A 12,364-nucleotide genomic window follows, 5' to 3' on the forward strand; every position below is an offset into this window, starting at 1 on the left:
GGTGGGCGTGCAGCAGGCGGGCGGCCCGGTCCAGCGTGGTGGCTTCGAGCAGGCGGGCGTCCAGGAGGTCGCGCAGGTCGTGGGCGATGCCCCGGCCCGGCGGGCTCGCGGGGACGGTCAGCCTGGGTCGCAGGTGCCCTCGCAGGCGCTCGCCGATCAGGGCCAGCCGGCTCTCCGCCTCGAGTTCGTCCCCCGGACGGGCGAGGGCGGTGTGCAGCCGGCCGACCCGCCTGCGCAGGACGGGGTCGGTGAGGTCCGGGCCGTCGACCGCGGGGCCGATGAAGTCCGCGTCCAGCTGCGTCATGTCGAGGTAGAGCACCCGCTTGCGGAAGCCGTGGGCGGTGGCGGGCGAGCCGTTGTGCGGGACGTGCGGCGGGAGCAGGCTGACGGTGCCGTTCGGGGTGCCGCGCTCGTGGCGGTCCAGGTCGTAGCGGACGGCGCCGTCGTCGACGATCAGCACCGTCCACGCGTCGTGGACGTGCATGGGGTACGCGTGCTCGGTGAAGTGGGCGTGGAGGACCTCCACGACGCCCGGGACGGCCGGGCGCCAGGCAGAGACCTGCTGCTGCGACGCCATGCAAAGAACGTACAAGACGGAGACGGTGATCGGCCTGCAGTCTCATGGCATGAGAACGGATCAGACCGACACCCGCACCGCCGCCGCCGGGGCCGCGCCGACGGCCGGCAACGCACCCGTCCGCTTCGACACGAAGATCGCCGTCCTGCTGCGCGAGGACCTCGAGCCCTGGCAGCGGCTGAACGTGACCGCCTTCCTCGTCAGCGGGCTCGGCACGGCATCGCCCGAGGTGATCGGCGAGCCGTACGTGGACGCCGACGACACCGTGTACCTGCCGATGTTCCGCCAGCCCGTGCTGGTCTTCGAGGGGACGAAGGAGGTCCTGACCGCCGCGCACCGTCGCGCGCTGTCCCGTTCCCTCCGCAGCGCCGTGTTCACCTCGGACCTGTTCGCCACCGGCAACGACCGGGACAACCGGGCCGCCGTGCGCGCCGTGGGCACCGACCACCTCGATCTGGTGGGGATGGCCGTCCACGGGCCGAGGAACGCCGTGGACAAGGTCCTCAAGGGTGCGCGCATGCATCCCTGAGGCGCATCGGCACCGGCGGCGGCCGGTCAGCTCTGCCCGTTCTCGGTCCAGGGGCGGAGCTTCTCTGGGTTGCGGACGGCCCAGATGCGGGTGATGCGGCCTCCGGTGAGGCTGAATGCCGCCACAGTGGCGGTGACGCCCGCCTGCTGGGCGACCAGGCCGGGGCGCCCGTTGACCGTCCGTTCCAGGAGGGTCAGCCCGGGGGCCTTGTCGGCGACGGCGATCAGGTACCGGGCGATCCGGTCGCTGCCCTCGACCGGGCGGAGGACGGTGCCGACCAGTCCGCCGCCGTCGGCGATCATCGTGGCGTCGGGGTCGAGGAGGTCGACCAGGGCCTTGATGTCCTTGGCCTCCCAGGCCTCCTTGAAGTGCCGCACCACATCGGCCTGCCGGGCCGCCGGCGCGGTCGGGGCCTGCGCGGCGCGGACCCGCCGGCGGGCCGAGGAGGCCAGCTGCCGGCAGGCCGCCGGTGACCGGCCGACGATCTCGGCGATCTCGGCGAAGGGGTACCGGAAGACGTCGTGCAGGATGAACGTCACGCGTTCGGCCGGCGTCATCGACTCCAGTACGACCAGGAAGGCCATGCTGACCGACTCGTCCAGGGTGATCCGGTCGGCGGGGTCGGCCGGTTCGGCGGTGCCGGCGCCCGTCGGGCCGCCGATCCACTCCGTGCGGTCGGGCAGCGGCTCGGGTATCCATTCGCCGACGTAGCGCTCGCGCCGGGCTCTTGCCGAACCGAGCAGGTCCAGGCAGATGCGGGTGGCCACCGTGGTCAGCCAGGCGCCGGGCGACTCGACGGCCTCCTGCTGGTGCCGGGGCATCGTGTACCAGCGGGTGTAGGTCTCCTGCACCGCGTCCTCGGCCTCGGCCAGCGAACCGAGCAGCCGGTAGGCGAGGTTGATCAACTGTCGCCGCTCACCGACGATCGCGCTCAGCCCCGGCTCGGACCGGTCCTGCCCCGGCTCGGACGTGGTGCTCATGTCGTGACCCCTCCCCTGGTTCTTCCCCCGCCACTCCGACGAGGCACCGCACCGGAACGCGGGGCCGTGATTCGACTCACACTCCGCCGCCTCACATTCCGCGGGCCTGCGTCGTCGGACCGACGAGACGTTACCGATCACCGCCGCACGGCAGAAGAGGGGACCGCACCATGGCCACACCGACGACGGCAGGGCACCGCGGACTGACTTTCGTTCAGATCGCGGTCGGTCTGCAGACCTTGGCCATCTTCTTCCAGGCGGCCACCGCCGGACTGCTGCTGTCCTCGTCCTACGGCGAGACGCTGCACAGCGTCGGAGCACGTGTGATGTACGGGGCATCGATGCTGTACGTGATCGCGGCGGTCCTGGCGTGGCGGCCGGGCGGCGGGTCGCCCCGGCCCATCCTGTACTCGTCCGGCTTCCTCGTCCTGGCCTCGGTGCAGGTCGTGCTGGGCGTCGCGCACGAGCTGGCGCTCCATGTCCCCCTGGGCGTGGCCATGTTCGGCCTGAGCATGCTGGCGCTGGGCCAGGTGCTGTCCGCCCGTCTGCCGGGGCGCGCCGGCGCCCGGTCGTAGCCGGCGGGGCCGGCCTCGCGGAGGGGTGTGCGCCCAGCGGTCGCTGCCGCCGAACCGCTGGGCGACTTCCGGGGACCGCACCCTCCGCGGGGCCGGCTCAGGCCGTGCCCGCGCACTCCGCTCAGGCCGTGCCCGCGCACTCCATGGCCGACGCGATCTCGGTCATGCAGCCCGAGCAGAGTTCGCCGATCCCCGGCTCGTCCGGAAGGCCCGGATCGAAGGTCCCGAGGGGACAGCCGCACACGGCCGTCCGGGCGCCGCCCGGCCGTACCGCGTGCCAGCGCAGGCATCCTTCAGGGCCGGGCAGCACCTCGGCGTGCATCTCGTACATGATCGGCCTCCCTCGCTCCGGGTCCGCCGCTCGCAGACCTGCGTCGCGGGGATGATGGAAAGTCGGCTGACGTGCCATGACGCTAGCCGCCCCACGGCCGCGCAGCGGGCGGTGCTGGACCGGACGAGTGAACGGGACCACCGACGCCGCAGTGGCCCACCCCGCCGACTTGCGATCAGGTCGCCCCCGGACATGGCTTCGTCGGGGCAGCCGGCGTCGCGCAGACCGGGCCGTTCGACGGCTGCTCCGAGCGGGCCGCGGCTCGGTTCAGCCGGGTCGTGGCGCAGACCTCGACGGCGTCGAACCGGTCCCGCTCCGCGGGCAGCCGCCGGTGGTGGCCCCGCGGGGCATGCACCTCGTCGACCTGCTCCGACAGGATCCGGCCGATCTCCGGCAGCCCGACGCCCAGCGGCCGCAGCACGAGGATCTGCTGCAGTTGCAGGAGCTGCTCCTCCCCGTGGCAGCGGCGGCCGCTCGTGCCGATCCGGGCCGGCGGCAGCAGACCGGTCCCGTCGTAGTGGCGCAGGGTCCGGGCGGTCACGCCCGACATCCGGGCCATCTCCTTCGTTCGGCGGCCCGTCACCCCCGGAGGCTTCGTTGTCGGGGCTGCCGCCGAACGGCAGTGCGACAAGAGTCTGAGGCACCAAGTGCTTCGGCGCGCCGCACCCGGAGGAGACAACGTGGACCCTCGCACCGCCTTCGACCCCCACAACGCCCAGCCGTCGCCGCCCCGGGCGTCCGTCGGCACGGGCGTGTGCGGGGAGGTGGAGGGTCTGGCCGCGGAGGCCGAACGCCTGATGCGGGACGGCCTGTGGGAGCTGGCCCCGGGAGACGCAGTCCTCGCGCTGAGGACCGCGTCCGGGCTGGCGAAGGCGGTCGGACCGGCCGACCGGCAGGCGTTCCTGCCGAGCATCGACCGCCTGGAGCAGCTGCGCGAGGCCATGGCCGTCCTCGCGATCGGCATCGCCCGCACCCACGGCCAACTCGCCTGGTTCCTGTCACGGGCCAGCACCGCGCTCGCGCCCGTCCTCCACTGGCGGACCCTGCCCGCCGACCCGCGGCAGGCCTTCGGCACGGTCGTCCCCACACCCGGCGAACTCACCGACGCCGAGGACGCCGTGCGCCGCCTGCAGGCCGTGCTCGACCACGCTGCCGCCGCCACGCCGATCGCCGAGGACGGGTCCGCCGCCTGACGCGGGGCGCCGGTGGTCCGAACTCCCTGCCGGCAGCGGGCGCGGCGTCAGCCGCCGCCGTCGGCCGTGGGCATGAGCAGTCCCGCCGTGGCGGTGACCTTCAACAGCCGCGCCACCTGCGGCGAGGGGCTGGCCACGCGTACCACCACGCTGCGCTCGGTCGCCCTGGCCCGGGCCCTCAGCAGGGCGTTGAGACCGGACGAGTCGCAGAAGCCGACACGCGCCATGTCCACCGTGACCGGCCGCCCGGGCGGGCAGAGGTCCACGGCGTCCTCGAGGGCATCCGTCAGGGCGGGGACGCTGTACAGGTCGACCTCCCCGTCCAGGAACAGGACGGGGCCGCGCGCGAGCGAGCCCCTCGTCACGGACAGTCCGGTCATGGCCGATCAGCTCCTCCTCGCTGCGGCGTCTCCCTTGGCAGGCGGAGCGCCTACCCGCACGGGCCGTCCCAAACATCCGCGGCCGGACCGTGCAGCGGCGGCCCGGCCCCGACGTCCCGGGGTCAGCGCTTGCGGGCGACGGTGTCGCCGTCGCGGAGGAGGAGCATGACGGCGCCGAGGAAGGCGATGTCGAGTGCGGGCCCGGCGGGCAGGGCCGCAGGGTCTCGAGTGCGGGGGCGGCCTCCAGGTCGATCCGGTCGGCGACACCGGCGCGTTCCCAGTAGCGGCGGGCCAGGTCGGTCCACTCCTCGCTGACGTCGCAGGCGAGCAGGCCTCCGCCGACGACACCCCCACGGCGGGGCCTACGGACTCCTCGTCAGCCTCTTCCGCGCCGACATCCCCCACCTCTCTCACCGGACGACGTCCGAGGCCCGGCCCCGGCGCCCGGAAGGGGCCTTGCATTCACTGCTGTGCGCCCGGGCCGCCGGGCCGGGAGGTCCACTCCAGCAGCCGCTCCACGGGCCAAGTCGTCACCAACCGGTCGGGGCCCAGGCCGAGGCGCGCCGCACGGGCATAGCCCGAGGTCTGCCAGTGCAGCTGCTCCGGGGCGTGGGCGTCGGTGTCCACGGCGAACAGACAGCCCGCCTCGGCCGCCAGTTGCAGCAGGTCGTCGGGCGGGTCCCGCCGCTCGGGCCGGCAGTTGATCTCCACCGCGGTTCCGGCGTCGGCGCAGGCACGGAACACCGCCTCTGCGTCGAAGGCCGACTGCGGCCGGCCGCGACCGGTGACGAGCCGGCCGGTGCAGTGCCCGAGCACGTCGGTGTGCGGGTTGCGCACCGCCTCGACCATGCGGGCCGTCATCGGTTCCGGCGCTGAGCGCAGCTTCGAGTGCACCGATGCCACCACGACGTCGAGGCGCCCGAGCAGTTCGTCCTCCTGGTCGAGCGAGCCGTCCTCGAGAATGTCGCACTCGATCCCGGACAGCAGCCGGAAGGCCCGGTAGCGGTCGTTGACGGCGGCCACCGCCGCCAGCTGGAGCCGCAGCCGCTCCGGGCCGAGGCCGTGTGCGATGGTGAGCCGCGGTGAGTGATCGGTGAGGACGGCCCACCGGTGTCCCAGCGCGCAGGCGGCATCGGCCATCGTCTCGATCGGGCTGCCGCCGTCGGACCAGTCGGAGTGCATGTGGCAGTCCCCCTGGGTCCGTTCCAGCACCTCCCACCCGGCCCGGGCGGCCGGCCCGGCCTCCTCCTCCAGGCGGGCCAGATAGCGTGGCCGCCCTCCCGCGGACGCCTGGGCGATCACCTCGGCCGTGACCGGGCCGACACCGCGCAGCTGCCGCGCCCGCTCCGCGTCCATCGGACCGGGGGGAAGGGTGCGGGCCGCATCGGCCGCGGTGTGGAACGCCCTGACCCGGTACGGCGAGGCACCGCGCCACTCGAGGAGGAACGCGATCCGCCGGAGCGCTTCGACCGGGTCCATACCCTCAGTGTTCGCCCCGGCCCGCCGCATCGCAGCCGTCGCCGCACCGCACGGCGGTCCGGTGCCGCTTCCGGTGGCTACTTGCGGGCGGGTTCCGGCCCCGTCCAGCCGGCCGCGCCGACGCAGGCCTCGTTGCCCTCGGGGTCGGCCAGGACCCAGTGCGACGGGGCGTTCGAGTCGTCGAGCAGGCGGCCGCCGGCAGCGACGGCCGCGGCGATCCGTGCCTCGGCCAGGTCGTAGGGCACCCAGACGTCGACGTGGACGCGATTGCGCTGCGGCCGCGGCTCGTCCATCTGCTGGAAGTAGAACGGCGCCCCGCGGCGGTTCGGGTCGATCAGGTCCTCGGCGCTGCCCGCACGGTCCTGGTAGCCGAGCAGTGCGCGCCAGAACGCCACCACGTCCGCACCGGCGAGGGCGTCGACGGTGACCTGGACGGTCTGCACGGCGGACGGATCGGCCGCGATGCCGAGCTTTCGGGCCACGGCCGAGATCTGCCGGGCCACCTCCATGTGCCGCGCGGTCAGCCCGTAGTAGTCGTCCGCGACCGTGATCAGACGTACCGTCACACCCTCACCGCGCAGGTCGACATCGGGGTGGTCGCCCCCGAGGCCGGCCAGCTCGCCGATCTCCTGGACGAGTCGGGCACCGGCCGTGAACGACCCGGTACGGAAGTACGCGCACGCGCCCTCACCCAGCACACGCCAGTCCCCGAGGCCGGCGGACTCGTGGAACTCCTCGGGCCTGATCCGCCGTTCGGCATCGATCTGAACATCGCTCATCCGGTCAATCTACTGGGCGCCCGCGTCCGCGACCGCCGCCTCGACGCCGCCGTCCTGCTGGGCGGCGGGATCGGCCCGAGCGATCTCCAGAGCGGCGTCCAGGTCGGGCGCCTCGATGACCGCGAAGCCGGCGACGACCTCCTTCGCATCGACGAAGGGGCCGTCCGTCACCACGTCACCGCAGATCGAGGTCGCCGTGTACGCAGCGGGCTGCAGCGCGAATGCCGCGACCAGGGGGCCCGGACGCCACCATGTCCTCGAAATGGCGGTCATGGGCCTCCCGTGCCCCGGGAACGGGATCGGCCTCGTCGGACCGGGCCCTCGCGCATGCGGTCGGTCCTCGGCCCGCCACGCGGAGTCACCACCGGCGTGGCGCGGGTTGTCGGCGGACTGCCCGGCTCAGGCGTCCGGGTGCGCTTCCGTCTTGAGCGACCAGGAGCCGCCCGGGCAGCCGGCCGGCAGCGGCGGGAAGCGGTGCCCCTTCACGTCGGTGCTCCAGTGGTGCCCGGCCCCGCAGTCGCACTCGTAGATCCCGCTGGCGGGCACGATCTCACCGGGGTGCCACGATGTCTTCTCCTCGTCCATAACCCCGGTTTACGACAGTGCCGCCGACACCGCGAGCGCGGGGCGGGCCGAACGCGGGGACGGCCGACGGGCGGCGCTGCCCGTTCGGGGCTTCCCGGCTACCGCGTCGGGGCGAGGCCGGCGCCGGGCTGCGCGCGCGGCGTCCGCCCGGCACCGGCCACCTCGCTGCCGAATGCCAGGGCGATCGTCCTGACCCGGTCGGCGAGCCGTCCGTCCGGGAGCCGTTCCAGCCCGTACTGGGTGTTGATGAGGCCGCGCTCGAGCAGACCCCGCAGGGTCGAGCGAGTACCGCGGGTGCTCCAGCCGGCGGCCCGCAGACCGTCCAGGACGCAGGCGCGGTCCGGTCCGGTAGGTTCGGGGTCGAGGGAGAAGAGCATCCAGCCCTCGTCCCCGGCCGGACAGTCCGCATCGACGATCGCGAGCAGGAAGGCCCGCTGGCGGGCGTTCAGACCGGCCCAGACTTCGGCTGCGCTCCTGCGCCCCGCTGCCGGCTTCCGCATCCGGGCCCCCGGTTTCCGACGATCGAGCAGAAGCCAGCACCCACCCGTGACAGCCTCCACGCCCGTACGGGGGCCGACGCCCGGGTTCCGGCCCGAGCCGAGCGCCCGGCTGCGTCCGGCGGACGGTGGTCCTGCCGCGCGCGGTCCATGGCGCCGTCGAGGTTCGCGGCGAGGAGACGTCTGACCAGGCACCGGAGTCGGGTGCGTCTCTCGGTCGGCAGGTGCGGCCGGTTCACTGATGGCGTCCTTCCGTGCGTCGCGCCCCACGGGGGACCGGGTGGGGCCGCAGCGCTGCCCTGAGCCCCCGGACCTCTGCCCCGCCCGCCGTCTGCTCCCGCAGACCGGACGCATTCGCGCAACGACCGCGCTCCACCCGTTCGGCGCAGTCTCCGGCCCCGTCGGCACGGCCCGACCGCGATCCGTACCGCTCTTCCTTCCGGGTCGTCCCGGTCAAAGGCCCCGATCCCGTCGGTGCGGACGTGGTGTTTCCTGCGGCCGCGCGACGGACGGGCATCCGGGGCGGCGTGTTCCGCCGCCGGGGCCCGCTCGGCGGGCTTCACTGGCCTGGTCCGCGATACCGATCGAGACGGAGGTTCGTGTGGAGAGGTTGAAGCAACCGGGGACGGCGAGCGACTCGGGCGGGGCGGTGGTGGTCGGCGCGAGCGGGCCGCTGGACGTCCTGCAGGCCCGGGAGATCGGCGCTGCCGCGCGTGACCGCGTGGGCGGCGGAGCCGTCGGAGTGGTCCTGGACCTGACAGGGGCGACGTTCGCGGACGAGATCGGCGTACTGACCCTGGCCGAGGAGGTGCTCGCACTGACCGCAGCCGGCCTGCCGGTGGCGCTGTGCGGGATGCAGCCCCACCTCGAGGAGCGCCTCCACCGGGCGGGGGTCAGCCGACGGGCCGCCGTCTGCGACACCCTGGCGGACGCCCACCGCCTCGTCGCCGCCGCGGCGGAGGCCTGAGGGCCCGGCCGACCGGAACGGCGGGGCAGGAGCCCCCGCCGGGGACGGCTTCGACGGCCCTCACCGGGCGTGGCCGGAACGGCCCGCCGGTGGGACCGCGGTCATTCGGGCGGCTTGGCCAGCCCGAGGACCTCCAGCAGCATCCGGAAGTCCTCCCGGTCGCGGGCGTGCGCCGCGACCACCGCACGGGCGCGCGCCGCGGTCTCGTCGTCGACGCCCCCGTCGGCCCGTTCGATGGTGTCGGCGAGCGTGGCCAGATCACGGTTCCCTCCCGACATTCCCGGCACCTCCTCCGATCGCATCGTCGGCGAACCGTTCAGCGTACTCCCGGCCGACCGTGCACGACGCAGCCCTGTGTGCACACGCGTCCCGACGCGCACCCCGGCCCGAGGAGCGCTCCCCGGCCGTACGGGCATCGCAGTGCGGCCCGCACGCCCGGGTCAGGTGTCGCTGGTCGGCCGATGCCCGGTGGCCCTGCCGACGGCCACCGCCCCGGCGCGGTCGAGTGCGGCCCTCACCAGCGCGAACACGGCACCCTGCAGAGCCGCCGCCAGTAGAACCTCGCGCCAGGTGCGGTCCTCGTCCGTGGCCTCGGGGGCATCGTCCTCGTGCCCGACGAGTCTCCACACGCGTTTGAACGCAGCACTCGCCAGCAGGCCGCCGAGGGTGCCCACCAGCATGCCCATCGGCTTGTAGGCGATCCTGGAAACGTTCACTGCTCACTTCCTTCCCACCGTCACCTGAACGGAGATCAGCCCGAAGGCGGCACGACGGAATACCGATCCCGGCGGCCACGGGTCCACGGCCCGCCCGGCCCGGATGCTGCTGCGCGGGTGCCCGGCGCCCCGAGGCTCAAACGGCGAGGAGCGCGCCGCGGGGACGGCCGCGCCCCGCTACAGGGCGGGAAGCGTGACGACGGCGCGGGACGGCGTGAGCTGGGCGGTCACGTGGGCGAGGTGGTCGACGACGGCGGGCAGCGACCGGCGGCGGACGAAGGTGGCGCGCTGCCCGGCGGCGCCGGTGCCTCGGGCCAGCAGTTTCCCCTCCAGTGCCCGCGCGAGGTGCAGGTCCCCGGCCCGATCGAGACCGGGCGCCGCCCGCTCGAGCAACGCGTCCAGGGCTGCGGAGGCCGGCACGACCCGGCCCGTGACCGGATGGCGCCCGATCCCGGTCAGGCCGACGGCGGCTGCCTGTGCGTGCGCCTTGCGGAGCACGCCCGTGGACACCGCGGGCGGGGGAAGCCCCGCACGGTGCTCGTCGAGCAGGACGTACGAGAGCCCGCGCAGGACGACGGCGAGGAACACCGAGACGTCGACGTCGGCGTTCGTGTCCGCGATCCGTGCCTCCAGCGCCGGCGCCTCGTCGGACGGCCGGATCAGCCACTGGATCATCCTGCGGTCGAGGACCACCCGGTCGGCGACCAGACTTCCCGCCGTCCATTCGTAGCCGTCCTCGTCCAGCAGCGGCGCGGGCCCGAACGTCGGCCACGCCGAGCGGCGGCTCCACCCCGTGCTCGCCGCGCCGGTCTCCTCCCCCTCGCAGAACGGGGAGTTGACGCAGGCGGCCTGCAAGGCGGGCAGCCACGGCCGCAGGTGTGCCGAGAGCGCCAGTGCCTCGCCCCGCGGCAGGTCACCGAGGTGGACGTGGCAACCGCACAGCTCCCCGCCCACCTGGTCCCACACGTCACGGCCGGCATGCGCCGCCACCCGCCGGAAGCGTTCCGTCCCGGTGACCCGCAGCGGATGGCGGCTCGGCAGCACCGCGGTACCGGAGGCCACCAGCAGGCAACCGGCCTGGGCCGCGGCGTGCACCAGTGCGCGCCGCATCGCCACCAGTTCCGCCCTCAGCTCCCCGGCCGTCGCCACCGGCCGCGTGCACGCTCCCGCCTGTGTCTGCAGGAATCCGAACAGTGCGCGCCCGCCGAGCACCTTGGCGGCGTCGCGGACGACCGTCCTCGCCCTCGGCACCGTCACACGCGTGGCCCGGTCGGCGAGCAGGAACTCCTCCTCCACCCCCATCCGCAAGGCCCCCGCGGACGGCGTACTCATGGGATCACAGACGCTCGCGGTAGGAACCGGTCTCCCTGCCGCGCTCCTCGATGAAGTGCTTGAAGCGCTTGAGGTCGCCCTTCACCTGCCGGTCCAGCATGTTCACCATGTCGGCTGCCTTCTCCGCCAGCCCCGCGGGCCGGAAGTCCATCGACATCACCACCCGGGTGTGCCCCTCGTCCAGCGGCTGGAAGGAGACCATGCCGGTCTGCCTCACCTCGCCGCCCGTGGTCCGCCAGCTGACGTGGTCGTCCGGCACCTGGTCGACGATCTCGGTGTCGAACTCCCGCGACACTCCGGCGATCTTCGTCTTCCAGTGGTTGTGCCGGTCGTCGATCTGCGTGATCTCCTCCACCCCGTCCATGAACAGCGGGAAGTCCTCGAACTGCGTCCACTGGTTGTACGCGGTGCTGACCGGCACATCCACGTCGATCGTCTCCTGCACCTTGCCCATCGCCGAGCTCCCTTTCCGTGCCGATGCGTGTTCGTCCGTCCCCGGGCCCCTGCCCCGCAATCCGCTGCGTACACGGATCCTCTGCCCTCGCCCTGGCCTGAACCCGTCCGCAGGAGCGACCGAGCACCGTCCCGCACCGGCCGCACACCCCGGACACACGAAAGGGAGCCGCCCATGCCCGCCTTCAGCCTCGATCCCGCCGTCGCGGACGTCTTCCCCGACCCCCTCGTCGCGCTCGTCACCGCCACGGGCCTGCGCGGACGCGAAGCCTGGCCCGCCACCACCGCCGCCCTCGTGGACCTGGAGCAGCAGCTCGCCGACGGGGCCTGGCACCCCGCGGACGAATCCCATCCCCGCATCGCGGCCTGGCACACCGCCTACCGCTCCTTCGGCACCAACCCCGGCGCACACGTCCGAGCGTGGACGCGCTCGGACGACGCCTCGCCAAGCGGGACGCCCTGCCGCGCATCAACCCGGCCGTCGACTCCTACAACGCCGTCTCCGTCCGGCACGGCCTGCCCGCCGGCGCCTTCGACCTGGACCACGTCACGGGCGCCGTCGCCGTCCGCCACGCGGACGGCACCGAGCCCTTCACCCCGCTCGGCGAGCCCGACACCGTCGAACACCCCAGGCCCGGGGAGATCGTCTACGCGGACACCGCCGGCGTCCTGACCCGGCACTGGAACCACCGCGACGCCCACCGCACCCGCGTCACCGAGGATTCCGAGCACGTCGTCTTCATCCTCGAGACCCTCGACGCCACCCGTGACGGCGCCCTCCTCGAAGCCGCCGCCGACGAGCTCCGGGGGCTGCTCTCCCCGCATGCCGACCGGACCGCCGTCCACCACCTCGGCCGAGGGCAGCTGCGGGCCACCGTCGTGTGACGGCCCGCGGCAGGCCCGGGCAGGGCCGACCACCGCTCGGGTGGCACCACATGGCGCCGGGTGGCACCACGTGGTGCCACCCGGCGCCATTCTGCACCCACAGGGG

17 protein-coding genes and 3 pseudogenes are annotated in these 12,364 nt (G+C 73.9%); 5 read left to right on the forward strand and 15 right to left on the reverse strand.

The annotated features are described in order from the left end of the window. Positions 1–577: AraC family ligand binding domain-containing protein (locus tag AB0M03_RS38205; RefSeq protein ID WP_363500940.1), on the reverse strand; the 577-nt coding region annotated here is incomplete at its 3' end. Between the two features lie 49 nt (positions 578–626). On the opposite strand from AB0M03_RS38205, the gene AB0M03_RS38210 reads away from it, so the two are divergent. Further along, on the forward strand, positions 627–1,106 hold the full coding sequence (locus AB0M03_RS38210; RefSeq protein ID WP_363500943.1) for a DUF2000 domain-containing protein: 480 nt from the start codon (positions 627–629) through the stop codon (positions 1,104–1,106). 26 nt (positions 1,107–1,132) lie between these two features. Here AB0M03_RS38210 and sigJ read toward each other — a convergent pair whose 3' ends face one another. After that, a complete protein-coding gene (gene sigJ, locus AB0M03_RS38215) occupies positions 1,133–2,086 on the reverse strand; it encodes an RNA polymerase sigma factor SigJ (protein WP_363500946.1) in 954 nt (317 codons plus the stop codon). A gap of 170 nt (positions 2,087–2,256) precedes the next feature. Here sigJ and AB0M03_RS38220 point away from each other — a divergent pair, with 170 nt between their 5' ends. After that, positions 2,257–2,661: a hypothetical protein gene (locus tag AB0M03_RS38220; RefSeq protein ID WP_363500949.1), complete on the forward strand. Its 405-nt coding sequence runs from the start codon at positions 2,257–2,259 to the stop codon at positions 2,659–2,661. 121 nt (positions 2,662–2,782) lie between these two features. Here AB0M03_RS38220 and AB0M03_RS38225 read toward each other — a convergent pair whose 3' ends face one another. Further along, entirely contained in the window at positions 2,783–2,992 is a 210-nt protein-coding gene (locus AB0M03_RS38225) for a hypothetical protein (RefSeq protein WP_363500952.1), read from the reverse strand. A 292-nt stretch (positions 2,993–3,284) separates the two neighbouring features. Continuing rightward, positions 3,285–3,551, reverse strand: a pseudogene (locus tag AB0M03_RS38230) (MerR family transcriptional regulator); the annotation flags it as partial. Positions 3,552–3,672: 121 nt separating this feature from the next. On the opposite strand from AB0M03_RS38230, the gene AB0M03_RS38235 reads away from it, so the two are divergent. Then, positions 3,673–4,185: a hypothetical protein gene (locus tag AB0M03_RS38235; protein ID WP_363500955.1), complete on the forward strand. Its 513-nt coding sequence runs from the start codon at positions 3,673–3,675 to the stop codon at positions 4,183–4,185. Positions 4,186–4,232: 47 nt separating this feature from the next. Here the strand turns inward: AB0M03_RS38235 and AB0M03_RS38240 are convergent, their stop codons facing one another. The 7 genes and pseudogenes from AB0M03_RS38240 to AB0M03_RS38270 all read right to left on the reverse strand — a co-directional run bounded on the left by AB0M03_RS38240 (position 4,233) and on the right by AB0M03_RS38270 (position 7,908). Then, positions 4,233–4,565, reverse strand: coding sequence for an STAS domain-containing protein (locus AB0M03_RS38240; RefSeq protein ID WP_363500958.1), 333 nt, complete (start codon positions 4,563–4,565; stop codon positions 4,233–4,235). Between the two features lie 170 nt (positions 4,566–4,735). Further along, positions 4,736–4,902, reverse strand: a pseudogene (locus tag AB0M03_RS38245) (O-methyltransferase); the annotation flags it as partial. Between the two features lie 125 nt (positions 4,903–5,027). Further along, entirely contained in the window at positions 5,028–6,044 is a 1,017-nt protein-coding gene (locus tag AB0M03_RS38250) for a PHP domain-containing protein (protein WP_363500961.1), read from the reverse strand. 77 nt (positions 6,045–6,121) lie between these two features. After that, positions 6,122–6,823, reverse strand: a complete 702-nt coding sequence (locus tag AB0M03_RS38255) for a VOC family protein (RefSeq protein ID WP_363500964.1) — start codon at positions 6,821–6,823, stop codon at positions 6,122–6,124. A gap of 9 nt (positions 6,824–6,832) precedes the next feature. Then, complete coding sequence (locus AB0M03_RS38260; RefSeq protein WP_363500967.1) at positions 6,833–7,096, reverse strand: YciI family protein; 264 nt, start codon at positions 7,094–7,096, stop codon at positions 6,833–6,835. 126 nt (positions 7,097–7,222) lie between these two features. Further along, positions 7,223–7,408, reverse strand: a complete 186-nt coding sequence (locus tag AB0M03_RS38265) for a hypothetical protein (protein ID WP_363500970.1) — start codon at positions 7,406–7,408, stop codon at positions 7,223–7,225. A gap of 98 nt (positions 7,409–7,506) precedes the next feature. Further along, positions 7,507–7,908, reverse strand: a complete 402-nt coding sequence (locus AB0M03_RS38270; protein ID WP_363500973.1) for a hypothetical protein — start codon at positions 7,906–7,908, stop codon at positions 7,507–7,509. 598 nt (positions 7,909–8,506) lie between these two features. On the opposite strand from AB0M03_RS38270, the gene AB0M03_RS38275 reads away from it, so the two are divergent. Beyond that, positions 8,507–8,872 carry an STAS domain-containing protein gene (locus tag AB0M03_RS38275; RefSeq protein WP_363500976.1) on the forward strand — a complete coding sequence of 122 codons (366 nt, stop codon included), beginning with the start codon at positions 8,507–8,509 and terminating at the stop codon, positions 8,870–8,872. Between the two features lie 101 nt (positions 8,873–8,973). Here the strand turns inward: AB0M03_RS38275 and AB0M03_RS38280 are convergent, their stop codons facing one another. From AB0M03_RS38280 to AB0M03_RS38295, 4 genes are all read right to left on the reverse strand, one after another. After that, positions 8,974–9,150, reverse strand: a complete 177-nt coding sequence (locus AB0M03_RS38280) for a hypothetical protein (protein WP_363500979.1) — start codon at positions 9,148–9,150, stop codon at positions 8,974–8,976. Positions 9,151–9,312: 162 nt separating this feature from the next. Next, positions 9,313–9,588 (reverse strand): DUF4235 domain-containing protein, encoded by a 276-nt coding sequence (locus AB0M03_RS38285; protein ID WP_363500982.1) that lies wholly within the window; start codon positions 9,586–9,588, stop codon positions 9,313–9,315. Between the two features lie 177 nt (positions 9,589–9,765). Next, positions 9,766–10,920, reverse strand: a complete 1,155-nt coding sequence (locus AB0M03_RS38290) for a glutamate-cysteine ligase family protein (protein ID WP_363500985.1) — start codon at positions 10,918–10,920, stop codon at positions 9,766–9,768. A 4-nt stretch (positions 10,921–10,924) separates the two neighbouring features. After that, the gene (locus tag AB0M03_RS38295) at positions 10,925–11,374 is read right to left on the reverse strand and encodes an SRPBCC family protein (RefSeq protein WP_363500987.1); all 450 of its coding nucleotides are present in this window, start codon (positions 11,372–11,374) and stop codon (positions 10,925–10,927) included. 174 nt (positions 11,375–11,548) lie between these two features. Here AB0M03_RS38295 and AB0M03_RS38300 point away from each other — a divergent pair. Then, positions 11,549–12,258, forward strand: a pseudogene (locus AB0M03_RS38300) (phenylalanine--tRNA ligase beta subunit-related protein). Positions 12,259–12,364: the final 106 nt, after the last annotated feature.

The organism is Kitasatospora sp. NPDC051914, assembly GCF_040680995.1.
In the GTDB taxonomy this organism is placed as follows: Bacteria; Actinomycetota; Actinomycetes; order Streptomycetales; family Streptomycetaceae; genus Kitasatospora.

What these genes read in the sequence shown, in the direction of transcription:
- AB0M03_RS38210 (WP_363500943.1), top strand. Translation starts at nt 627, where the DNA reads ATGAGAACGGATCAGACCGACACCCGCACCGCCGCCGCCGGGGCCGCG.
- sigJ (WP_363500946.1), bottom strand. Translation starts at nt 2,086, where the DNA reads ATGAGCACCACGTCCGAGCCGGGGCAGGACCGGTCCGAGCCGGGGCTG.
- AB0M03_RS38220 (WP_363500949.1), top strand. Translation starts at nt 2,257, where the DNA reads ATGGCCACACCGACGACGGCAGGGCACCGCGGACTGACTTTCGTTCAG.
- AB0M03_RS38225 (WP_363500952.1), bottom strand. Translation starts at nt 2,992, where the DNA reads ATGTACGAGATGCACGCCGAGGTGCTGCCCGGCCCTGAAGGATGCCTG.
- AB0M03_RS38240 (WP_363500958.1), bottom strand. Translation starts at nt 4,565, where the DNA reads ATGACCGGACTGTCCGTGACGAGGGGCTCGCTCGCGCGCGGCCCCGTC.
- AB0M03_RS38250 (WP_363500961.1), bottom strand. Translation starts at nt 6,044, where the DNA reads ATGGACCCGGTCGAAGCGCTCCGGCGGATCGCGTTCCTCCTCGAGTGG.
- AB0M03_RS38255 (WP_363500964.1), bottom strand. Translation starts at nt 6,823, where the DNA reads ATGAGCGATGTTCAGATCGATGCCGAACGGCGGATCAGGCCCGAGGAG.
- AB0M03_RS38260 (WP_363500967.1), bottom strand. Translation starts at nt 7,096, where the DNA reads ATGACCGCCATTTCGAGGACATGGTGGCGTCCGGGCCCCCTGGTCGCG.
- AB0M03_RS38265 (WP_363500970.1), bottom strand. Translation starts at nt 7,408, where the DNA reads ATGGACGAGGAGAAGACATCGTGGCACCCCGGTGAGATCGTGCCCGCC.
- AB0M03_RS38270 (WP_363500973.1), bottom strand. Translation starts at nt 7,908, where the DNA reads ATGCGGAAGCCGGCAGCGGGGCGCAGGAGCGCAGCCGAAGTCTGGGCC.
- AB0M03_RS38280 (WP_363500979.1), bottom strand. Translation starts at nt 9,150, where the DNA reads ATGTCGGGAGGGAACCGTGATCTGGCCACGCTCGCCGACACCATCGAA.
- AB0M03_RS38290 (WP_363500985.1), bottom strand. Translation starts at nt 10,920, where the DNA reads ATGAGTACGCCGTCCGCGGGGGCCTTGCGGATGGGGGTGGAGGAGGAG.
- AB0M03_RS38295 (WP_363500987.1), bottom strand. Translation starts at nt 11,374, where the DNA reads ATGGGCAAGGTGCAGGAGACGATCGACGTGGATGTGCCGGTCAGCACC.